This is a genomic window from Rufibacter sp. JT20002, assembly GCF_056491185.1.
Genome location: NZ_JBSZJY010000001.1, coordinates 1,681,832 through 1,704,232, shown reverse-complemented (window position 1 = coordinate 1,704,232; position 22,401 = coordinate 1,681,832). Strand labels below are relative to the sequence as shown.

Below are 22,401 nucleotides of genomic sequence, written 5' to 3'. Positions count from 1 at the left end.
TAATTAGCCCTGAAACACCTGATCAGTTTTTGTATGGATTATAAATCCCTTAGCGTGAGAACCTGTTTTTTGTCAGTTATTTTACTGTTGTTGTGGGGCACCGCCGCGCAGGCGCAGACCAAAACGTTTACTCGTCAGGATACCCTGCGGGGAAGTATCACCCCGGAGCGGGCCTGGTGGGATCTGGCGTATTACCACCTCAATGTGAAGGTGAACCCCTCTGACAGCACCATCAAAGGCATGAACGCCATCACCTACAAAGTCTTGAAACCTGAGCAGCGTTTGCAGGTAGATTTGCAGCCGCCCATGCAGATTGAGAAAGTGACGCAGAACGGGAAAGAACTCACCTTCACCCGCGATGGCAATGCCTGGTTTGTGCAGTTAGATCAGAAACAGACGAAGGGCGCGGTGAACACCGTGGAAGTGTATTACGGTGGCAAGCCGGTGGTGAGCAAGAACCCACCCTGGAGCGGCGGCATCACCTGGAAGAAAGACGCCAACGGCCAACCTTTCGTGGCGAACTCCAACCAGGGCGACGGCGCCAGTTTGTGGTGGCCCTGCAAAGACCACATGTATGATGAACCCGACAGCATGCAGATCAGCGTCACCGTGCCCGAGAACCTGATGGATATTTCCAACGGGAAGCTCCGGGGCGTGAAGCAGAATAATGACGGCACAAAGACCTTCCATTGGTTTGTGGCCAACCCCATCAACAACTACGGCGTGAACCTGAGCATTGGCGACTACGTGCATTTTTCCGAGAAATACAAAGGCGAGAAAGGCCTGCTAGATCTGGATTATTACGTCTTGAAAGAAAACCTGGAGAAAGCCAAGGTACAGTTCAAAGACGCGCCCCGCATGCTCAAGGCGTTTGAGCATTGGTTCGGGCCGTATCCGTTCTATGAAGATGGCTTTAAACTGATTGAGGTGCCTTACACAGGCATGGAACACCAGAGCGCCGTCACCTACGGCAACGGCTACAAAAACGGCTATCGGGGCAAAGATCCCAGCGGCTCCACCGGTTGGGGCATGAAATTCGATTTCATCATCATCCATGAATCGGGGCACGAGTGGTTCGCCAACAACATCACCTACAAAGACATCGCGGATATGTGGATCCACGAGAGTTTCACCAACTACTCTGAGAACCTTTTTGTGGAGTACCATTACGGCAAGAAGGCCGGCAGCGAGTACGTGATCGGAACCCGGGCCGGTATCGGAAACAAGCAGCCCATCATAGGCGAGTACAACGTGAACTACAAAGGCTCCGGCGACATGTACCCCAAAGGCGGCAACATGCTGCACACCCTTCGGCAGGTAGTCAACAACGACAAGAAGTGGCGCGACATCCTGCGGGGGCTCAACAAAGAGTTCTACCACCAGACCGTGACCACGCAGCAGATTGAGAACTACCTGAGCAAGCAAGTGGGCCGCGACCTCACACCTTTTTTCAACCAGTACCTCCGCGACATCCGGATTCCCAAATTAGAATACCAACTCGCCGGCAACACCCTTAAGTACCGCTGGAGCAACACCGTCGCCGGGTTCAACCTGCCCGTGAAAGTGTACCTGAACGGCAAGGAGAAATGGCTGGAACCCGTGACCACCTGGAAAGAAGTAAGCGGTGTGAAAACCGGAGCCGAGCTTACCTTAGACCCTAATTTCTACGTGGAGGTTGCGGGTAAAGAGAGCATTTAAGTGACCTTGACCACCCTAACTTGTTTTTGAGCTTATTTACTTAAATACGGCTTAAAGTAAGGTGAACTTCGCTTGGAAAGGGAGAGGAAAAAGCTGCGTCTATTACCACATGCGCTTACAGCTGATTTAAGGCTGATTCTCCAGAACTAGGCTCCAAACGGGAATAGCAATTTCGCAGAGATCGAAAAGAGATTTTGTTTTGACTCTGTTGCTAGAAGCTGGTTGCTAGTGATTTATAAGCTGGTAGTATAAAGTTTCAGCTACAGTAGACCTGCTAATATTGTATCAGGAGATGCTAATATGCTGAACAGAAATTACCGGTATTACAGACAAATTGCAGTACATTTCCACCAAATCCAGCCCTAACATGTTTCACTTCCCCTGCCTTCCTTTTGCCAAGCCAAGCGGGCACAACGTCACCTTGAAACAGCTGCTGGTTTGTGCCATCGTTGTCCTGAGTTCGGCCCAACTTCGGGCGCAGGGAACCAAGGCTGATTATGAACGCGCGGAGAAGCTGAAGGTCGCCATGAATACGAAGGTGTATTATGCGCCGTCCCGTTTCAATTGGCAGGAGGGGAAAGAGTCTTTCTGGTATGTGCGGCAGACGCCCAAAGGCAAGGAATTCATGCTGGTCAATGCCCAGAAGCGCTCTAAAAAACCAGCCTTCGATCAGCAGAAACTCGCCAAGGAATTATCAGCCGCTTTGGGCAAGCCCGTGGAAGCGTACAACCTTCCTTTCACTGAGATCACGTTTGTAGAAGACGGCAAAGCCTTGGAATTTACCGCCTACGGAACGAAGTGGCGCAGTCCTTTGAACTCCTACAAATTGCAGAACCTGGGCAAAGCCGAAGAGCGCCCGAACCGCTACTGGGGTGATAGGGGAAGCGACCAAGGCAACAAACCCGTTCCTTCTCCGGATAAACAATGGGAAGCGTTTATCAAGAACCACAATGTCTATATTCGCTCGGCTAAAGACAAAAAGCAGGAGTATCAACTCAGTTTTGACGGTTCGGCAGGGGAGTACTATTCCTCCTTTCTGGAGTGGTCCCCGGACTCAAAGAAACTGGCCACCAATCGCGTCCGGCCCAACAAAGAGCATTTGGTGTATCTGATTGAGTCCTCACCGTTGGACCAACTACAACCTAAGCTCCATTCGCGTAATTACCTCAAACCCGGTGACGCGCTGCCGCAACGGGCACCCCAGCTTTTCCTGGTGGAGGAGAAACGGCAGGTGCTGGTGGACCCGGCGCTCTTCGGGGTGGGGCAACAATATGACCTGTCTAACCCCAGCTGGCGGAAAAATGGGCAAGCATTCACGGTGGAGTATAACCAGCGCGGGCACCAGGCCTATAAGGTGCTGGAGGTTGATGCCACCTCGGGCAAGGTGCGGGACCTGATCAAAGAAGAAAGCAAGACCTTTATCGATTACAGCGGCAAGCGGTTTAGGCAAGATGTGGGGGATGAGAAGGAGATTATCTGGGCCTCGGAGCGCGATGGCTGGAACCACCTCTACCTCATCGACGGCGCAACCGGCAACGTCAAAAACCAGATCACCAAAGGAGACTGGGTAGTGAGAAGGGTAATCCACGTAGATGAGAAAGGCCGCAGCATCTTGTTTGAAGGCAGCGGTCTGGAAGCGGGGCAGGACCCGTACCTGGTGCAGTATTACCGGGTGAATTTTGACGGATCCGGCCTAACTGCGCTCACCAAGGAAGACGCTCACCACACCGGCACTTTCTCCTCTGATTTCAAGTACTTCGTAGACAATTACTCTCGGGTAGATGTAGCGCCCGTGACGGTGCTCAGAAACGCCACCGACGGGAAAGTAGTGATGGAACTGGAGAAAGCCGATGCGGCTGAGTTGCCTAAAGCCGGCTGGAAAGCGCCGGAGGTATTTACCGCCAAGGGCCGCGACGGGCAGACGGATATCTGGGGCATTGTGGTGCGGCCTACCAACTTTGATCCGGCCAAAACTTACCCGGTGATTGAGTACATCTACGCCGGTCCGCACAGTGCGTTTGTGCCCAAGACGTTCAACTCCGGAGCAAGGCACATGCAGGAACTCGCGGAGTTAGGCTTTGTGGTAGTGCAGATTGACGGCATGGGTACCTCCAACCGGTCCAAAGCCTTCCAGGATGTTGCCTGGAAAAACATCAAAGACGCGGGTTTCCCGGATCGTATTGCCTGGTTGAAGGCCGCCGCCCAGAAATATCCTTCTCTGGACTTGACGCGGGTGGGCATTTTCGGGACTTCCGCCGGTGGGCAGAGTTCGGCCGGGGCCCTGTTGTTCCACCCCGAGTTCTACAAAGTAGCAGTTTCTTCAGCGGGCTGCCATGACAACCGCATGGACAAGATCTGGTGGAACGAGCAGTGGATGGGCTTCCCCATCGGGCCTGAATACGCCGCCTCTTCTAACGTGGTCAACGCCCATAAACTGCAAGGCAAACTGATGCTGATCCTGGGCGAAATGGACGACAACGTAGACCCGGCTTCCACGCTGCAATTGGTGGACGCCCTCATCAAAGCGAACAAGAACTTCGACTTTCTGATGGTGCCCGGCATGGGCCATTCGTCCGGCGGAGACTACGGCGAGCACAAACGCCGCGACTTCTTCGTGAAGCATTTACTGGGCGTAGATCCGCCGGCTTGGGAGATGAAGAACCAGGAACAGTCCAAAACCTGATTTAGGCCTGAAATCCCGAAAACAGCCCTTAAAACAGAGCTGGTTGAATTCAATCAACCCAAGAATACAACCGTTACTCCTGGGCTGTTTCCACCAACGAAAAGTCTTTGGTGAACCGGGTATTGTGGAGCTTCACAAACTCAGTGGGCGTGAAATTGGTGATGTCTTTAAATTGGCGGTTGAAGTAGGAGATGTTATCGTAGCCGCATTCAAACGCAGTCTCCCGGATGTTCCATTTGTCCTCAATCAGGAGCTTGCAGGCATGGCCAATCCTGATCTCGTTCAGAAACTGGGAGTACGTTTTTTGGGTGTGTTGCTTAAAATACCGGCAAAACGCATTCACGCTCATGTTGGCCACGTTGGCGGCATCGCTGAGTTTAATGTCCTCAGAGAAGTTGTTCATGATGTAGTTGAAAACATCGTTGATTTTGCGGTTGTCAGATTCGTTGAGATTGGCGTTGAATCCTACCGAGGAGAGCATCTCCAGTTCAGTCGAGTGGGAGAGAAGATTGAAGATGATCAACACCTGGATGATGCGCTCAAAGCCCTTGAGGGTACGCATGTCCTGAATGAGGGCCATCACCTTTTTGCGGGTTTCGCCTTTGATGAGCAGGCCGCGCTTGCTGTTGAGTAAGAATCTTTGCAGGTCATGTGCCTCGGGAAGCGAGAAAAGGTTATCTTCAAAAGACGCAAGGTCTACAAAAACGGAGATGTTCTTGGCTTGTAGTTCAGAGTCTGGCTCATAGTACTTTTTATCGTTCCGGAACACGTGCGGCAGGTTAGAACCCAGCACCACAATGTCCCCAGAACTGAAACTGCCAATGCTGTCGCCAATGAACCGGGTGCCAGTGCTTTCGCAGATCACCATGATCTGCAGCTCGGGGTGGAAATGCAGGTTCTCGTAGAAATGGCGCTGCTCATCATACTGAACCCTAACGGATTCACCTGATGTTTTCGGGATTTTGAAATGTAAAGGTTTCATGGTGCGGGTAAGAAAATAAGGAGTAGGAACCTACCTAAATTTAACTAACATAATTGATAAATCGGCACAAGTAACCTAATTGATAATTCTGTATCACCAATGGGTAAAATGTAGGAATTGCCTTCAAACCCGATAGGGTAGTTTTGTTAAGCTCTTATACAGGTCTAGAAATCATAAAATCAAATACAGTAACATTAAAAAAGCACGCCATGAATGTACAATGGAAAGGAGTTTTCCCTGCTGTCACCACCAAGTTCACGGAGCATGACCGACTTGACATACCTGCGTTTCTGAGCAACATTGAAGCTCAGCTGAATGCCGGGGTGGACGGGATTATTTTAGGGGGCACCTTAGGGGAAGCCAGCACCTTAACAGATGAAGAAAAAGCAACTCTGGTGAAAGAAACCGTTGCTTTCGTAGGCGGGAAGGTGCCCGTGATCATGAACGTAGCCGAGCAGTCTACTGCTAAGGCCATTCAGGCGGCCGAGGAAGCTCGTAAAAACGGAGCCAGCGGACTCATGCTGTTGCCTCCCATGCGTTACAAGGCGGATGATAAGGAAACCGTAGCCTATTTCAAGGCCGTAGCCCAGTCAACGCCGCTTCCTATCATGATCTACAACAACCCCGTTGATTACCGCATACTGGTGACACTGGATATGTTTGCAGAGCTGGCCTCCGAAGACAACATTCAGGCGGTGAAAGAATCTACCCGCGATGTAGGAAATATCACCAAGATGAAGACCCGTTTCGGAGACAGATTCAAAGTCCTTTCCGGCGTGGATACAATCGCCCTGGAAAGTTTGGTGCTGGGTGCAGATGGTTGGGTAGCGGGTTTAGTTTGCGCTTTCCCGGGCGAGACCGTAGCCATTTACAATCTGGTGAAATCCGGACGTCTGGAAGAAGCCGTAGCCATCAACAGATGGTTCTACCCGCTGCTGGAATTAGACATACACCCTAAACTGGTGCAGAACATCAAACTCGCCGAAGTCTGCACTGGCCTGGGAACCGAAGCTGTTCGTCTGCCACGCCTGCCTTTGGAAGGCGCAGAACGCGAAGAAGTTCTGGGCATTATCAATGAGGCCCTTGCAAACCGTCCGGCCCTGCCCGAGTTCAAAAAAGAAAAAGAACTTATCTCCTTGTAAACACCTAAGCCCATGTAATTGAACATGGGCTTAGGTGTTATAGGGCCATCTGGTAAGATGGCTTGCGCTGAAAGGAAGAGAATTTATTAAAACGGAGGATAATCAATGCAAAGCATGCCGCTTGACCAAGTACTGCAAACATCAGAGGAAGCATTTCATACCTACAAAAAAACACCTGCAAAGGTAAAAGCTACTTTCCTGAGAGCCGTTGCCACCGAGATAGAAGCTTTAGGTGAGGAACTGCTACAGGTGGCCAGCCAAGAGTCCAATCTGCCTTTGGCCCGGCTGACGGGAGAACGGGGCCGCACCATGAACCAGCTCAAGGCTTTCGCCGATCTCCTGGACCAGGGCAATTGGCTGAAAGCCACCATTGACCCGGCCATGCCAGGCAGAAAACCTTTGCCCAGACCAGATTTGCGCCGCATGCTGTTCCCGTTGGGCCCGGTAGTAGTGTTTGGGGCCAGCAATTTCCCTTTAGCCTTTTCTACGGCTGGCGGTGACTCAGCCTCAGCGTTGGCTGCTGGTTGCCCAGTGGTGTACAAGGAGCATCCGGGTCACCCAAAAACCTCTCAACTGGTGTTCGGGGCAATCCAACAGGCGCTGGGCTCTTGCGGCTTGCCGGCTGGAGTTTTCCAGCACGTAAGCGGCGGCATTGAGGTTGGGCAGGAATTGGTAAAGCATCCTAAAACCAAGGCGGTGGCGTTCACGGGTTCCTACAAAGGCGGCAAGGCCATCTTTGATCTGGCCTGTCAGCGGGAGCAACCCATTCCGGTGTACGCCGAAATGGGAAGCATCAACCCCATCTTGGTTTTACATGAGAAAGCGGAAGCGGAAACAGCAGCCTTGGCAGAGCAGGCAGCAGCCTCGGTATTAATGGGCGTAGGGCAGTTTTGTACCTGCCCGGGGTTGGTGTTTTATCCTCAATCCCAGACCACGGAAGCCTTTTTAGACTTACTTTCCCAAAAGCTAAGCGAATCTGCCGGCGATAAAATGCTGCACGAGGGTATCTCCAAGAATTACTATCAAGGCTTGACCCGGCTACTGGCCGAAAGCGGAGTGGAGACCTTAGTAACGGCGGAGGAAGATGTTTTAACCGGCAACGCAGCCCTGGCCAGAACTACCGTAAATGAGTGGCTCAAAAACACTGCCTTGCAGGAAGAAATCTTTGGGCCGTTTACCTTAGTGGTGACCTATGGAGATATGGCAGAGTTGGAGCAAGCGGCAGAAGTGCTGCAAGGCCAGCTCACCTGTACCATCTGGGGAACGACAAATGAACTAGCTGCAGCCGGAAACCTAGTGGATATTGTGCGCGAGAAGTGCGGAAGATTACTTTTTGCCGGTGTTCCTACTGGAGTGGAGGTAAGCCCAGCCATGACCCACGGCGGACCATTCCCTGCTACCTCAGACAGCCGCAGTACCTCGGTGGGTACAAACGCCATCAAGCGTTTTGCCCGACCAATTACGTTCCAATCGGCGCCGCAGGAATTGCTGCCCGATGAACTAAAAGATCAGAACCCCCTTTCCATCTGGCGTACCGTGGATGGACAACTCACCAAAGACAGCATTTAACCCCCTATGGCAAGAAAAACCTTCTTCTGTATTGATGCCCATACCTGCGGAAACCCGGTGCGCCTGGTAGCCGGTGGCGGACCCGTTTTGCAGGGCGCCAACATGAGCGAAAAGCGCCAGCACTTCTTACAGGAATTTGATTATATTCGGAAAGGCCTCATGTTTGAGCCGCGTGGCCATGATATGATGTCGGGGAGTATTTTGTATCCGCCGCATGACCCTGAGAACGATGTCGCAGTTTTATACATTGAGACCAGCGGTTGCTTACCTATGTGCGGTCACGGCACCATCGGGACTGTGACTATTGCCATTGAAGAAGGCTTGATCACACCCAAAACACCCGGTGAATTGCGTCTGGAAGCTCCAGCTGGTCTGGTGAAAATTCAATATAAGCAGGAAGGCAAAAAGGTAAAATCAGTAAAGCTGACCAACGTGGCCTCCTACCTAGCGGCCGAAGGTCTCACGGTGGAATGCCCGGAACTAGGCGAACTGACCATTGACGTGGCCTACGGTGGAAATTTCTACGGCATCATTGACCCGCAGCAGAATTTTCCGGGCCTGCAGGAATTTACCGCCGATAAGCTGATTGCTTGGAGTCGGGTCATTCGGGAGCGTATGAACGAAAAATACAGCTTCGTGCACCCAGACAATCCTACCATCAAAGGCATGAGCCATGTGCTTTGGGCCGGCGATACCCTGCAACCGACTTCCACGGCCCGCAACGCTGTGTTCTACGGCGACAAAGCCATTGACCGGTCGCCTTGCGGCACCGGAACCTCGGCGCGTATGGCCCAATGGTACGCCAAAGGCAAGTTGAAACCCGGCGATGTGTTTGTGCATGAAAGCTACATTGGGTCTATCTTCAATGGTACCATTGAGGGCGAAACTACGGTGGCCGGCAAACCCGCCATTCTGCCCGGCATTGAAGGCTGGGCCATTGTCACAGGGCTCAACACCATCTTCTTTGATGACGAAGACCCTTATGTTCACGGATTCCAAGTGATTTGATATGAGTAGAGTTACCATTGTAGGAGGCGGCATCATTGGCCTTTTTACCGCTTATTACTTAGTAGAAGAAGGCTTTGAGGTCACCATCCTGGACAAAGGGGATATGGCCAATAGCTGTTCCATTGGCAACGCCGGCATGATTGTGCCCAGCCACATCGTGCCGCTGGCCTCGCCGGGCATCATCGCCAAAGGCATGAAGTGGATGCTTTCCTCTACCAGCCCTTTTTACATCCATCCCCGGCTGGATTACCGCCTGGCCCAGTGGTGTTTGCTTTTCTACAAGGCGGCCACCAAAAAGCACGTAGAATACAGCATTCCGTACCTAAAGAACCTGAGCCTCTACAGCAGAAGCCTGTACGGAGAATTTGCCGGACAGCATAACTCCCCGGAAGTGGGTTTCCAGGAAAAAGGACTCTTGATGCTGTTTAAAACCGAGGAGGCTGCCCACGAAGAAATAGAGTTCGCGCACCTGGCCCGCAAACACGGCCTGGAAACCGACATCATGTCCCCAGATGAAGTAAGGCAAATGGAGCCGTATGCCGGAATGGACGTACGTGGCGGGGTTTTTTTTCCCGGAGATGCCCACCTGAACCCGGCGCAACTGCACGCCTATCTGATCAGGCACCTAGAGAAAAAGGGAGTGAAAATAGTACGCCATGCCGAGGTGCGGGACTTTGCCACCTCAAGTCGTTCTGTGACTTCCGTCATCACCGACAAAGGGGAGTTCGCTTCTGACCAGGTCATCATTGCCGCCGGTAACTGGGCCGGTGAAGTGGCCCGTAAACTCAAGATCAACATGCCCATGCTGGGTGGCAAAGGCTACAGCTTCCTCACGAAGAATTCGCCTGCCATCCAGCGACCTGCTATCCTCACTGAGGCCCGCGTGGCGGTGACGCCGTTCGGGGATCAGATCAGGTTTGGCGGCACCATGGAAATCACCAATGACAACACCAGCATCAACCTGAACCGGGTAAAAGGCATCCACAACTCCATTTCCAAATACTACGGCGGTTTTCAGGCCGATTTTCCGGAAAAGGACAAAATTTGGAGCGGGCTGCGTCCGTGCTCGCCAGATGGTTTGCCCTACATTGGCGCGACCAGCCGCTGGAACAATGTGCTGTTTGGCACCGGCCACAGTATGATGGGCCTCAGCCTGGCGCCCGCCACCGGCAAGCTGCTCACCGAAGAAATCATGAACCGGAAATCTTCGGTGGGCATAGACGCCTTCTCGCCGGACCGCTACAGTTAACCTCTTTGCAGGTTCCTCTCTTCCAGGAAGAGGGGAACCTTGAACTGCGCTTACCCTGCTCACCCAAGACCTTTAAGCCCTTTCTAAGCTATGTTCCGCCGCTTACCTCGTTTCCTCACGTTTTCCTGTTTACCGATTGTTTTTACCCTTCTAAGTTCGGGGGCCACGTTCGCCCAGAGCCCCCATGCTTTGTATGAGCAGACAAGCGAGGTGAACAATCTGCTGGTGAAACTGAAAGCCGATGAAGGGAGTTTGCGGCGTTTCTATTTCATGGAGAACTCGCCCGAGTTTACGGCCCGTTTTCAGAAACTGTACGGGGAATACCAGCAGCAGCTCAACACCCTCAACTACGACCAGCTGAACACCGGCAGCCGGGTAGACTACCTGCTCACCAAACGGAACCTGGCCGAGGAGTTGCGCCTGCTGGACGTGGCCGCCAAAGAGTACAACCAGATCAGCAAGTGGGTACCCTTCGCCGAGAAGATCTATGCGCTGGAGAAACCCCGCCGCCGCGGCCTCAACGTGGACGGGCAGAAAATCGCCGCTGAACTGAACCTGATTGAGAAAAGCCTAACCGCCTCCAAAACCGCTTTGGAGGCTGAACCGCGTTTAGACCGGGAACTGGCCTACCGCTTACAAGGCGTAACGCTGGACTTGAAAGATGCGCTCAAAAGTGTCTACACGTTCTATTATGACTACGAGCCCAGCTTCTCCTGGTGGACCAAAGAGCCTTACAAAAAGGTAGATACCCTGTTGGTGCAGTACGCTGCCCTGGCGGAGAAGAAAGGCAAGGTTCCCGCCAAAGGTCAGAAGATAGACAAGAGCGGCATCGTGGGCAACCCTATCGGAAAAGACGAGCTCATCCGGCAGCTGCAGTATGAGATGATCCCCTACACCCCCGAGGAACTGATTGACATTGCTAACAAGGAGTTTGCCTGGTGCGACCAGGAGATGTTGAAAGCCTCGCAGGAGATAGGTTTCGGCAAAGACTGGCACGCGGCGCTGGAGAAAGTCAAGAACCTGTACGTGCCCGCCGGCAAGCAGCCCGAGGCCATGCTGGACCTCTACAACCAGTCGGTGGCCTTCCTGAAAGAGAAAGACCTGATCACCATTCCGCCTGTGGCTGAGGAAACCTGGCGCATGCAGATGATGAGCCCCGAACGGCAACTGGTGAACCCGTTTTTCCTGGGCGGGGAAACGTTCATTATCTCGTACCCCACCAGCACCATGGCCCATGAAGACAAAATCATGAGCATGCGTGGCAACAACCCGCACTTCTCCCGCGCCACCGTGCACCATGAACTCATCGCCGGGCACCACCTGCAGGGCTTCATGAACGACCGCTACAAAGCCTATCGTACCTTTTTCACGCCTTTCTGGACCGAGGGTTGGTCGCTCTACTGGGAGATGTTGCTTTGGGACCAGAAGTTTCCGCGTTCCGCCGAGGACCGCGTAGGCATGCTTTTCTGGCGCATGCACCGCTGCGCCCGCATCATCTTCTCCCTCAATTACCACCTGGGCAAATGGACTTCGCAAGAGTGCATTGATTTTCTGGTAGACCGCGTGGGCCACGAACGCGCGAACGCCGAGGGCGAAGTGCGCCGCTCTTTTGAAGGCCGGTACAGTCCGCTTTACCAGTTGGCGTACATGATAGGGGGCTTGCAGTTCTACGCCTTGCAGAAAGAACTGGTGCAGACCGGCAAAATGACAAACAAGCAGTTCCATGACGCTATTATCCAGGAAAACAACATGCCCGTGGAGATGGTGCGCGCCATTCTGTTAAACCAGCCTTTGCCCAAAGATTTTACCTCCAACTGGCGCTTTTACGGCAACACCAACGATAAATCCGCTTCCAAAAAATAGGTAGAAAGAGCGGAAAGCTCAACCTAAGTTCTCCTTTTAAACCCTGTTTTAGGCTAGTTTTCAGGAAAGTAGGCCCGAAACAGGGCTTGTCCGAAAACAGCACTTGGAGGCTCTTTCAAAAAACACGATACTGCAGGTGAATCAACCTCAAGAGATATGAACAGGTCGCATACCACATCCGGGAAACCGCTTTTCCTTTTACTTCTTCTTTGGCTGACGTTGGGGCTGCCGGGTTTTGCGCAGCAGCGGGGCGGGGTGTTTTGGCTCAAGTCCGGGAATATTTATGTAGTGCCGGAGGAGGGGAACATCACCGCCTATACCTTGCCCAGTAAAACCAAACAGGTGCTGGTGGACAAGGGGCAGTTGGTGCCCGCTGGGAAAACCGAACCGTTGCAGGTACGCAGTTTCGCCTTCTCTGCGGACGAGCAGAAAGTACTCCTGTTCACCAACACCCAGAAAGTTTGGCGCTACCATACCCGTGGCGACTATTGGGTGTATGACCGACAAACAAAGAAACTGCAGCAATTGGGCGCGGGTCGTCCGGTTTCCTCGCTGATGTTCGCTAAGTTCTCGCCCGATGGCAAGCAGGTGGCCTACGTGAGCGAGAACAATATCTATTCTGAGGACATCGCCTCGCAACAGGTAAAACAACTCACCACTGACGGTACTAGAAAACGCATCAACGGCACGTTTGATTGGGCCTATGAAGAAGAGTTTGCCTGCCGGGACGGTTTCCGCTGGAGCCCTGATAGCAAGAAGATCGCGTTCTGGCAGATAGATGCCTCAGACGTGAAAGATTACTTCATGTTTAACCTCACTGATGGCGTGTATTCCAAAGTCTTACCCGTGGAATATCCCTCAGCCGGAGAAGCGCCGTCGCCCTACAAAATAGGGGTGATTGACGTAGCCGCAGGCGCCACCAAATGGATGGACGTGCCCGGAGACCCCCGCCAGAATTATGTGCCCCGGATGGAGTGGGCCGCCAACGCCAATGAGATCATCCTGCAGCAACTGAACCGCAAGCAGAATGAAAGCAAGCTGTTTTTGTGCAACGCTATCTCTGGCAAAGCCAACAACATCCACTCGGAGAAAGACCAGGCCTGGATTGATGTGATTTCTACCTGGGATAGCAATTACAACAACGGCGGTTGGGACTGGCTCAGCAACGGCAAAGAGTTCCTGTGGGCGAGCGAGAAAGACGGCTGGCGCCACCTATACCGCGTGAGCCGCGACGGGGAAAAGGAAACTCTAATTACAAAGGGCAACTATGACGTGATGTCCATTGTGAACGTGAACGAGCCCGAGGGTTATGTATACGTGATGGCCTCCCCGGAGAACGCCACGCAGAAATACCTGTACCGCGTGAAGTTGAACGGAAAAGGCAAACTGGAACAGCTTTCCCCGGCTTCTCAACCCGGTACGCACCAATACACCGTGTCGCCCAATGCCAAATTCGCCTTCCACAGTTTTTCCAACCATTACACCAGACCCGCCTCTGAATCCATCTCCCTGCCCGATCATAAAGCCTTGGGCGGCACCAGTGCGGTAGAGCAGGCCCTGGCCCAAGCCAACAAAGCGAATTCCCCGGTAGAGTTCTTCAAAGTGAAAACCTCAGAAGGCGTGGAGATGGATGCCTGGATGGTCAAGCCCGCGAACTTCGACGCGAAGAAGAAATACCCCGTCGTGTTCCATGTCTATACTGAGCCTGCCGGCCAAACAGTGCTGGACTCCTACGGCACCGGCATGAACAATCTGTACAATGGCAACATGGCCGCCGATGGCTACGTGTCCGTGTCCGTGGATAACCGGGGCACTCCGGGGCCGAAGGGCAGAGACTGGCGAAAAAGCATCTACCGGAAAGTGGGAGTCCTGAACATCAAAGACCAGGCGATGGCGGCGCAGGAGATCCTGAAACAACCATTCCTGGATACTTCCCGGGTGGCGGTGTGGGGCTGGAGCGGCGGCGGCTCGGCTACTCTTAACCTGCTTTTCCAATATCCGCAGATCTACAAAACCGGCATTTCGGTGGCCGCAGTGGGTAACCAACTCACCTATGACAACATCTACCAGGAGCGCTACATGGGCCTGCCGCAGGAGAACCTGGAGGATTTCGTGAATGGATCGCCTATCACGCACGCCAAAAACCTGAAAGGCAACCTGCTCTACATTCACGGCACCGGCGACGACAACGTGCACTACAACAACGCCGAGCAGCTCATCAACGAGTTGATCAAGCACAACAAGCAATTCCAGATGATGCCATACCCCAACCGGTCGCACAGCATTTCAGAGGGTGAAGGCACTTCAGAACACCTGGCCACCTTGTTCACCAATTACCTGAGGCAGTATTGCCCTCCTGGTGGACGCTAACCTTTACAATTTTATTTTAACGATTGTCTGTTTTAGGCCTGGTTTTTTGAAATCAGGCCTAAAACGAAGACGCAAATATTTCCAATACCATGATTTCCTTTTCCCCCTCTTTGTTTCACTCTGTCACAAAAAGAGTTGCACCGGTTGTATTGCTGCTTACCTCTATTGCGGCTCAGGCTCAGGTGCCTATGTGGTTGGATGAGCGCCGGAACGAAGAGAATCGCATGGCCATGCGCAGTTCGTACAACGTGTATGAATCAGAGGCGGCTTTGCAGAAAGCAGATTGGAAATTGTCTAACAATTACCTAAATCTGAACGGCGACTGGAAATTCAAGTGGGTGGAGAACCCCGCCGATCTGCCTGCCCGTTTTGAGGCGACTGACTTTAACGACAGCCAATGGAAAACCTTTCCGGTGCCGGGCAACTGGGAAGTGAACGGCTACGGCTTTCCTATCTACTCCAGCGCCGGGTTTGAGTTTACCTACCTCATGCAACCCAATCCGCCGGTGGTGCCTATGCAGGAAAACCCCACGGCCGTGTACCGTCGCGAGATCACCTTGCCCCAGAACTGGAAAGGCAAGCAGGTGGTGCTGCACATCGGGGCGGCTAAATCGAACTTGGCGGTATGGGTGAACGGCACTTACGTGGGCTACGGCGAAGACAGCAAACTCCCCTCCGATTTTGATGTCACGTCTTACCTCAAACCCGGCAAAAACCTGGTTGTCCTAAAGCTCATGCGCTGGTGTGACGGCACCTACCTGGAAGACCAGGACATGTGGCGCGTCAGCGGCATCACGCGTGACTGTTACTTGTTGGCGCGTAACCCGGTGCACCTGTATGACGTGGAGCTAACCCCTGATCTGGACGAAGCTTATAAAGACGCCTCGCTCCGGGTGAAACTTAAACTTAACCAGAAACCCGCGCAACCCATCTCCGCCGATTTTCAATTGCTAGACGGCAAGAAGCTCATTAAACAGCAGCAGATCACCTTTACCTCAGATTTAACCGTCTTTGATTTAGCGGTAACAGCTCCCAGGTTGTGGTCTGCTGAGACACCTAATCTGTACAATGCCGTTATCCGGATGAAAGATGGGCAAGGGAACGTTACCGAGATTATTCCGCAACGAGTTGGTTTTAGAGAGGTGGAGATCAGAGGCGGAAAACTGCTGGTAAACGGTAAGCCGGTCTTAGTAAAAGGGGTGAACCGCCACGAGACTGATCCTAAAACCGGGCAGACCATCTCTAAAGAAGCCATGCTACGTGACATCAAGATCATGAAGCAGTTTAACATTAACGCGGTGCGCGCCAGCCATTACCCTAACGACGAGTACTGGTACGAGCTCTGTGATGAGTACGGCCTGTACGTGGTAGATGAAGCCAACATTGAGTCACACGGCATGGGCTATGACATCACCAAGACCATCGCTAATAAACCCACTTGGGTAGATGCGCATCTGATGCGGGTGCAACGCATGATGGAACGCGACAAAAATCACTCTTCCATTATTGTCTGGAGTATGGGGAACGAGGCCGGGAACGGGTACAATTTCTACCAGTCTTACCTTTGGATGAAAGCCCGGGATGCATCCCGTCCGGTTCAATATGAACGTGCCGTGGCAGATTACAAGACCTTTACCTGGGAGTGGAACTCAGATGCGATTGTGCCTATGTACCCTACGCCCGAAGGAATGGCAGCGTACGCCAAAGCCAATCCCACACCCGTGCGGCCCTTCATCATGTGTGAGTATGCCCACGCTATGGGGAACTCCCTGGGTAATTTCACTGACTATTGGAAGCTGATCCGGGAGAACAAACACGCGTTCCAGGGAGGATTTATCTGGGATTTCGTAGACCAAGCCTTTCAGGAAGTGAATGCTGCGGGTGATACCATTTACACGTACGGCGGTGACTACGGTCCCAAAGACAGAGGCGTGCCCTCAGACAAGAACTTTCTTTGTAATGGCATCTTTTATGCCAACCGACAACCGTATCCCCACGCTTGGGAAATGAAGAAAGTGTACCAGGACATCCACTCTACGTTGGTGAACCCTACTACCATTGCAGTGTACAATGAGAAGCTGTTTACCGGGTTGGAGAACGTAAAGCTAGAGTGGGAGTTGGTAGTAGATGGCGTAAAGAAAAAATCCGGTGTAATCTCCAATCTTGGAGTTGGGCCTCAGAAAACAACCCAAGTGAAAGTGCCCGCCAAACTTTCTTCCGCCGGCGAAGCCTTCCTGAATCTTACCTATAAACTCAAGCAAGCTGAACCACTATTACCTGCAAGCCATGTAGTGGCCACGGAGCAATTACTGTTGCGCAAGAACAGTCCGCAACAGCTGGCCTTAAAAGGGCAGGCAATCTTGAAAGTAAAAGATTCGGCCAGCACCCTCACCATTCCGCTTGCATCTGGTTCTATCAGTTTTGACAAGAAAACCGGTTGGTTAAGCCAGTATGTGGTAGAGGGTGTGAATTACCTGGAGGCCGGCGCTGCCCTGAAAAGCAACTTCTGGCGGGCCCCTAACGACAATGACTTCGGGGCCGGATTGCAAACCAAGCTGAAGGTCTGTAAAAACGTTCCGCAGCAGGCCAAACTGCAGAAACTCACGTCCTCAGAAAAGAACAAGGTAGTGACCGTGGAGGCTGTGTACACGCTTCCGGAAGTGTCAGGCCAGCTTTCGGTGCAGTATCTTCTGAACAGTGCCGGCGAAATACTGGTTCGGCAGCACCTGCAAGCCGATACCTCCAAGAAAGTAGCCATGCTGCCCCGGTTCGGGATGCAGTGGATCTTGCCGGCTGGCTTCAACGCCGTGGAGTTTTACGGCCGTGGTCCGCACGAGAACTACCAGGACCGGAATTACAGCGCCCATTTAGGCGTGTACAAGCAAACCGTAGCGGAGCAGTACTTCCCGTATGTACGCCCGCAAGAAACCGGGAATAAAACTGACATCCGTTGGTACAAAGTGACCAATAGTGCTGGAAACGGGTTGCTGGTAACGGCAGAGACCCCGCTCAGCATCAGTGCCCTGCATTACTTTGATCAGGATTTAGACGACGGTGACGAGAAACAGCAACGGCACGCCGGCGAACTGAAACCCAGACCCCAAACGCAGCTCAGCATAGATGCTGACCAGATGGGTGTAGGAGGGGTGGACAGCTGGCGCTCCTGGCCACTGGAAAAATACCGGTTGCCGTATGCTTCTTATGAAATGCAGTTCATGATAAAGCCTGTCAAGGGTAGAACCCAAGCACAAGCTCAGCTGAGAAACAGGTAATTTTGAGAACTGTTTTTGGGCAGTTTTCTGTAAAATAGCACAAAAACGATCTTAGCTTCGCCTTTAGAAAAGATTTTCCCTGAGCTTGCCAATGCGGAATACCTCGCGGGTGTCTGACAGTAAAAAATCAAAAAAATGTTTACTAAAGAAACGTATGTAGGCCGGAGAGAACGGCTGAAAAAACAGGTAGGAAGTGGGCTGATTGTGCTGCTGGGCAACGAGCAGAGCAGCATGAACTACAAAGACAACTGGTACCCTTTCAGGCAGGACAGTACCTTTCTGTACTTCTTCGGGATTGACCGTGCCGGGTTGGTGGCGGTGATAGATGTAGAAGCAGATACGGAGATCATCTTCGGGGATGAACTCACGCCGGATGATATCGTCTGGATGGGACCACAGAAATCCATTCAAGAACAAGCCAGTGAAGTAGGGGTTTCCAGCACCCAACCCTTAGCTTCTCTAGACTCCTATTTTCAGGCTGCTTTTAGTAAAAAGCGCCAAATCCACTTCCTGCCGCCGTACCGCCCTGAGAACCTGCTCAAGCTAAGCGCCTGGTTGCAAACGTCTCCAGCAGCCATCGAATCCATGGCCTCGATGCAGTTGATCAAGGCAGTGATTGCGCAGCGGTCCATTAAAACGCAGGAAGAAGTGGTGGAAATTGAAAAAGCCATCAACACCACCGTAGAGATGCAGGCTACTGCGGCGAAACTGGCCCGGGCAGGGATGACCGAGGCCGAACTGGCGGGTCTGTTGCAGGCCATCGCCATCAAAAACGGCGGGAACTTGGCGTTTCCTACCATCTTGACGGTGAACGGCCAGATCCTGCACAACCACTACAGCTCCACTGTGCTGCAGGAAGGGCAACTGGTGCTGGTGGACTGCGGCGCTGCGACCAATATGCACTACTCCGGCGACATGACCCGAACTTTCCCTGTAAGCCAAACCTTCACGGCCCGGCAAAGGGAAGTGTACGAGATTATCCTGCGCTCCTTTGAGCAAGCCGTGGCCATGCTCAAACCCAGTGTGCGGTACAAAGATGTGCACCTGCAGGCTTGTGCTCACCTAGTAGAAGGTTTAAAAGGACTCGGCCTGATGAAGGGTGACGCGCAGGAAGCGGTGGCGCAGGGAGCGCACGCCTTGTTTTTCCCCTGCGGTCTGGGCCACATGCTGGGCCTGGATACCCATGATATGGAAGACTTGGGTGAGGAATACGTGGGCTACGCCGAGGATCAGAAAAAAAGTACCCAATTCGGGCTGAAGTCTCTGCGGCTTGCCCGTGCTCTGGAATCCGGCTTTGTGTTGACGGTGGAACCCGGCCTCTACTTCAACCCCTACTTGATTGACCTGTGGACGGGAGAGAAGATGCACGCAGACTTCATCAACTATGAACAGGTAACAGGCTACAAAGACTTCGGCGGCATCAGGATTGAGGAAAATTTTCTCATTACTCCGGAGGGCAGCAGGCTGTTGGGAAATCCGCTGCCCAGAAATATGGAGGAGTTCCGGAAGGCTATTAGCTGAGACCTTTTGGCTGTAAAAGCTTTTCTGCCCTGAAATTTTCAGAAGTTTTTGTCTTAGATTATGCAGAAGAGCTCTTGAGATTAAGGAATGTGTTTACTACCTGTTTCTCATAAAACAGGCCTAAAGCAAAACATAAGTCATGAACCGTAAACAGTCACCTGCCCATGGGTAGGTGACCGTTTTGCATTTAAGAATATTGACTAAAGAGGGAGCCTTCCTTACTAAATTATTCACTTTTTGGGATTTGGAAGTTATCCTCTGCTAGGCCGTTGCGAAGTTACTTCTGCTGTTTTGAAGCCGTTTCTGATAAATGTGCTTAGAACTGTAAAACAGACTTAACCGGTATTTCAGGTACTTCGTTGGGATTCATGTTAATATGGTGGAAGCATCGGCTAATATCCGGTCAGGGGAAGTGCTATGAGAAATCTAAATTTGGTTTAATGAAAGGTGTCTGTTAGATACGCTTTTTCGCTGGCAAACCTATTTCAGTTTTCCATCCTTCTCCATTATCCAAAGCCTTAATGTTTGATACTATGTTCATAAACAGATTCATGGCCGTTGCTGTAACCGGATTTGCTCTCCTGGCAAAACCCGTGGTAGCGCAGCACCAACACAACGATTACCCCATCCAGCCGGTGCCGTTCACGCATGTGCACGTACAGGACGAATTCTGGGCGCCCAAGATGCTGGTGAACGCCACGGTGACCATCCCGCACACGCTGGAGAAAAGCCGGGAGCAGGGCCGCATCGACAACTTCCTAAGGGCTGCAGGCAAGCTGGGCGGCGACAAACTCAGCCAGTTTACCTTTGATGACACGGATATCTACAAAGTCATAGAGGGAGCTTCCTACGCCATGCAGGTGCAGAAAAATCCCAAGCTGGACGCCTATGTGGATTCCCTCATCACCATCATTGGGGATGCGCAGGAGCCTGATGGGTATTTGTTCACGTTCCGTACGGTGAAGGCCGCCAAGCCGCATGACTGGATCGGGTCCAAACGATGGGAGAAGGAGGAGGAGCTAAGCCATGAGCTGTACAACTCTGGGCACTTGTTTGAGGCGGCGGTTGCGCATTACCAGGCCACCGGGAAGAAGTCCTTGTTGAACATCGCCTTAAAGAATGCCGACCTGCTGGTGAAGGATTTTGGGTACGGCAAAGAGGAGAAGTACCCGGGCCACCAGGTGGTGGAGATCGGGCTGGCCCGATTGTACCGGATCACAGGCAAGAAAGAGTACCTGGATCTGGCTAAGTTCTTCCTGGACGTACGCGGTCCTAAAGGTACTGAGTACAACCAGGCGCACGCCCGGGTAGTGGATCAGCAGGAAGCGGTAGGCCACGCCGTACGGGCAACTTACATGTATACGGCCATGGCTGATATCGCGGCGCTCACTGGGGACAAAAGCTATCTGAAAGCCATCGATGCCATCTGGAACGATGTGGTGAACAAAAAGCTGTACATCACCGGCGGCATCGGGGCGACGGGTAATGGAGAGGCCTTCGGAAAAGCGTATGACCTACCCAACATGTCGGCCTACGCCGAGACCTGCGCCTCCATCGCCAATGTGTACTGGAATAACCGCATGTTCCTGTTGCACGGCGACGCCAAGTACATAGACGTGCTGGAAAGAACGCTGTACAACGGACTGCTCTCGGGTATTTCGCTTACTGGTAACCGGTTCTTCTATCCAAATCCGTTGGCCTCCATGGGGCAGCACCAGCGGGGCGAGTGGTTCAGCTGTGCCTGCTGCATTTCCAATATGACCCGCTTCCTGCCTTCAGTTCCGGGGTATGTGTACGCGCAGAATAACAATGACTTGTACGTGAACTTGTTCATGACCAGCGCCAGCGACATCAGCCTGCCCGGTGGTTCTGTGAACGTGAAGCAAACCACCAATTACCCATACAAAGGCACCGTAGATCTGGAAGTAGACCCTCAGAAAAACAAGGATTTCACCCTCAGAGTAAGGATACCAGGTTGGGCTCAACAGCAGCCCGTTCCCGGTGATTTGTACACCTTCGCCGATGCTACGAAGAAGCCGATCGTCTTGAAAGTGAATGGAAAGCCTATCCAATATAGCACCGAGAAAGGCTATGCCGTTTTGAAGCGGAAATGGAAAAAGGGTGACAAAATCACGCTGGACCTGCCCATGGAAACCGAGAAAGTGCTGGCGAACCAGAACGTGAAAGACGACCTAGGCAAGTTCTCGTTCCAGCGCGGACCATTGGTGTACTGCTTGGAAGGACCCGATAACAAAGACAACCTGGTGCACAACATCCTGGTGGACAAGAATGCCCCCGTGGAGGAGACCTTCGAAGCGAGTCTGCTGAAAGGCGTGCCGGTGATCAAGACCAACGGGGTAGGTACCAAACGTCAGACTAACACCACCGCTTTGTTGCAAACCGACCAAACCGTAAAAGCCATCCCGTACTTCGCCTGGGCCAACCGCGGCTCAGTAGACATGACGGTGTGGGTACCTTACGAGGCCTCGGCCGCCAAGCCACAACCGGCACCCACCATCGCGTCCACCAGCAAGATTACAGCCTCTCTCAAAAATGCTAGGACGCTGGCCGCTTTGGTAGACCAGTATGATCCGCAGGATTCCCGCGACTCCAACTACCCTTACCTGCACTGGTGGCCGAACAAAAATACCAAGGAGTTTGTGCAGCTGGATTTTGACGGGGAGCATACCGTGTCTGAGTCGCAGGTGTACTGGTTTGATGACAGTCCGTGGGGCGGTTGCACTATTCCAGCTTCTTACCAAATCTTCTACAAGCAAGGCGACAAGTGGGTGCCGGTGAAAAATACCACGGCTTACGAGGTGGCCAAGGACAAGTACAACATGGTCAAGTTTGCCCCGGTGAAAACCACTGCCTTGCGGATGGAAATCCAGTTGCCCAAGGAAGCCGCCACTGGTATCCACGAGTGGGCCGTGAAGTAACTCGTCCAATTGATTCTGACTTGGGAAACTCAAAGGAACTTTGAGTTTCCCAAGTCAGGTTTAGGGTTCCTTTCCTAAAAATATGCCGTAATCCCACACCTCTCC

At 52.5% G+C, this 22,401-nt stretch carries 12 protein-coding genes; 11 read left to right on the top strand and 1 reads right to left on the bottom strand.

Features of this window, described 5'->3' with window-relative positions:
• Positions 1-33: 33 nt before the first annotated feature.
• Both ACW9SV_RS06670 and ACW9SV_RS06665 read left to right on the top strand, forming a co-directional pair.
• Positions 34-1,698: a M1 family metallopeptidase gene (locus ACW9SV_RS06670; RefSeq protein ID WP_479555961.1), complete on the top strand. Its 1,665-nt coding sequence runs from the start codon at positions 34-36 to the stop codon at positions 1,696-1,698.
• Positions 1,699-2,065: 367 nt separating this feature from the next.
• The gene (locus tag ACW9SV_RS06665; RefSeq protein ID WP_479555960.1) at positions 2,066-4,381 is read left to right on the top strand and encodes a S9 family peptidase; all 2,316 of its coding nucleotides are present in this window, start codon (positions 2,066-2,068) and stop codon (positions 4,379-4,381) included.
• Between the two features lie 73 nt (positions 4,382-4,454).
• On the opposite strand, the gene ACW9SV_RS06660 is transcribed toward ACW9SV_RS06665, so the two are convergent.
• Entirely contained in the window at positions 4,455-5,363 is a 909-nt protein-coding gene (locus ACW9SV_RS06660) for an AraC family transcriptional regulator (protein ID WP_479555959.1), read from the bottom strand.
• A gap of 209 nt (positions 5,364-5,572) precedes the next feature.
• On the opposite strand from ACW9SV_RS06660, the gene ACW9SV_RS06655 reads away from it, so the two are divergent.
• The 9 genes from ACW9SV_RS06655 to ACW9SV_RS06615 all read left to right on the top strand — a co-directional run bounded on the left by ACW9SV_RS06655 (position 5,573) and on the right by ACW9SV_RS06615 (position 22,296).
• Entirely contained in the window at positions 5,573-6,505 is a 933-nt protein-coding gene (locus ACW9SV_RS06655) for a dihydrodipicolinate synthase family protein (protein ID WP_479555958.1), read from the top strand.
• Between the two features lie 114 nt (positions 6,506-6,619).
• The gene (locus ACW9SV_RS06650) at positions 6,620-8,074 is read left to right on the top strand and encodes an aldehyde dehydrogenase (NADP(+)) (RefSeq protein ID WP_479555957.1); all 1,455 of its coding nucleotides are present in this window, start codon (positions 6,620-6,622) and stop codon (positions 8,072-8,074) included.
• Positions 8,075-8,080: 6 nt separating this feature from the next.
• A complete protein-coding gene (locus tag ACW9SV_RS06645) occupies positions 8,081-9,082 on the top strand; it encodes a 4-hydroxyproline epimerase (RefSeq protein WP_479555956.1) in 1,002 nt (333 codons plus the stop codon).
• Position 9,083: 1 nt separating this feature from the next.
• Positions 9,084-10,331 (top strand): NAD(P)/FAD-dependent oxidoreductase, encoded by a 1,248-nt coding sequence (locus ACW9SV_RS06640; RefSeq protein WP_479555955.1) that lies wholly within the window; start codon positions 9,084-9,086, stop codon positions 10,329-10,331.
• A gap of 90 nt (positions 10,332-10,421) precedes the next feature.
• The gene (locus ACW9SV_RS06635) at positions 10,422-12,194 is read left to right on the top strand and encodes a DUF885 family protein (RefSeq protein ID WP_479555954.1); all 1,773 of its coding nucleotides are present in this window, start codon (positions 10,422-10,424) and stop codon (positions 12,192-12,194) included.
• Between the two features lie 156 nt (positions 12,195-12,350).
• A complete protein-coding gene (locus ACW9SV_RS06630; RefSeq protein ID WP_479555953.1) occupies positions 12,351-14,564 on the top strand; it encodes a S9 family peptidase in 2,214 nt (737 codons plus the stop codon).
• An 89-nt stretch (positions 14,565-14,653) separates the two neighbouring features.
• Positions 14,654-17,836, top strand: a complete 3,183-nt coding sequence (gene lacZ, locus ACW9SV_RS06625; protein WP_479555952.1) for a beta-galactosidase, LacZ type — start codon at positions 14,654-14,656, stop codon at positions 17,834-17,836.
• Positions 17,837-17,971: 135 nt separating this feature from the next.
• On the top strand, positions 17,972-19,357 hold the full coding sequence (locus tag ACW9SV_RS06620; protein WP_479555951.1) for an aminopeptidase P family protein: 1,386 nt from the start codon (positions 17,972-17,974) through the stop codon (positions 19,355-19,357).
• A gap of 551 nt (positions 19,358-19,908) precedes the next feature.
• A complete protein-coding gene (locus ACW9SV_RS06615) occupies positions 19,909-22,296 on the top strand; it encodes a glycoside hydrolase family 127 protein (protein ID WP_479555950.1) in 2,388 nt (795 codons plus the stop codon).
• The last annotated feature ends 105 nt before the right edge of the window (positions 22,297-22,401 follow it).

Excerpts from the sequence above, each read along its gene's own strand:
- ACW9SV_RS06630 (WP_479555953.1), top strand. The coding sequence starts at position 12,351 with ATGAACAGGTCGCATACCACATCCGGGAAACCGCTTTTCCTTTTACTT.
- ACW9SV_RS06640 (WP_479555955.1), top strand. The coding sequence starts at position 9,084 with ATGAGTAGAGTTACCATTGTAGGAGGCGGCATCATTGGCCTTTTTACC.
- ACW9SV_RS06650 (WP_479555957.1), top strand. The coding sequence starts at position 6,620 with ATGCCGCTTGACCAAGTACTGCAAACATCAGAGGAAGCATTTCATACC.
- ACW9SV_RS06670 (WP_479555961.1), top strand. The coding sequence starts at position 34 with ATGGATTATAAATCCCTTAGCGTGAGAACCTGTTTTTTGTCAGTTATT.
- ACW9SV_RS06655 (WP_479555958.1), top strand. The coding sequence starts at position 5,573 with ATGAATGTACAATGGAAAGGAGTTTTCCCTGCTGTCACCACCAAGTTC.
- ACW9SV_RS06645 (WP_479555956.1), top strand. The coding sequence starts at position 8,081 with ATGGCAAGAAAAACCTTCTTCTGTATTGATGCCCATACCTGCGGAAAC.
- ACW9SV_RS06635 (WP_479555954.1), top strand. The coding sequence starts at position 10,422 with ATGTTCCGCCGCTTACCTCGTTTCCTCACGTTTTCCTGTTTACCGATT.
- ACW9SV_RS06665 (WP_479555960.1), top strand. The coding sequence starts at position 2,066 with ATGTTTCACTTCCCCTGCCTTCCTTTTGCCAAGCCAAGCGGGCACAAC.
- ACW9SV_RS06615 (WP_479555950.1), top strand. The coding sequence starts at position 19,909 with ATGGCCGTTGCTGTAACCGGATTTGCTCTCCTGGCAAAACCCGTGGTA.
- lacZ (WP_479555952.1), top strand. The coding sequence starts at position 14,654 with ATGATTTCCTTTTCCCCCTCTTTGTTTCACTCTGTCACAAAAAGAGTT.
- ACW9SV_RS06660 (WP_479555959.1), bottom strand. The coding sequence starts at position 5,363 with ATGAAACCTTTACATTTCAAAATCCCGAAAACATCAGGTGAATCCGTT.
- ACW9SV_RS06620 (WP_479555951.1), top strand. The coding sequence starts at position 17,972 with ATGTTTACTAAAGAAACGTATGTAGGCCGGAGAGAACGGCTGAAAAAA.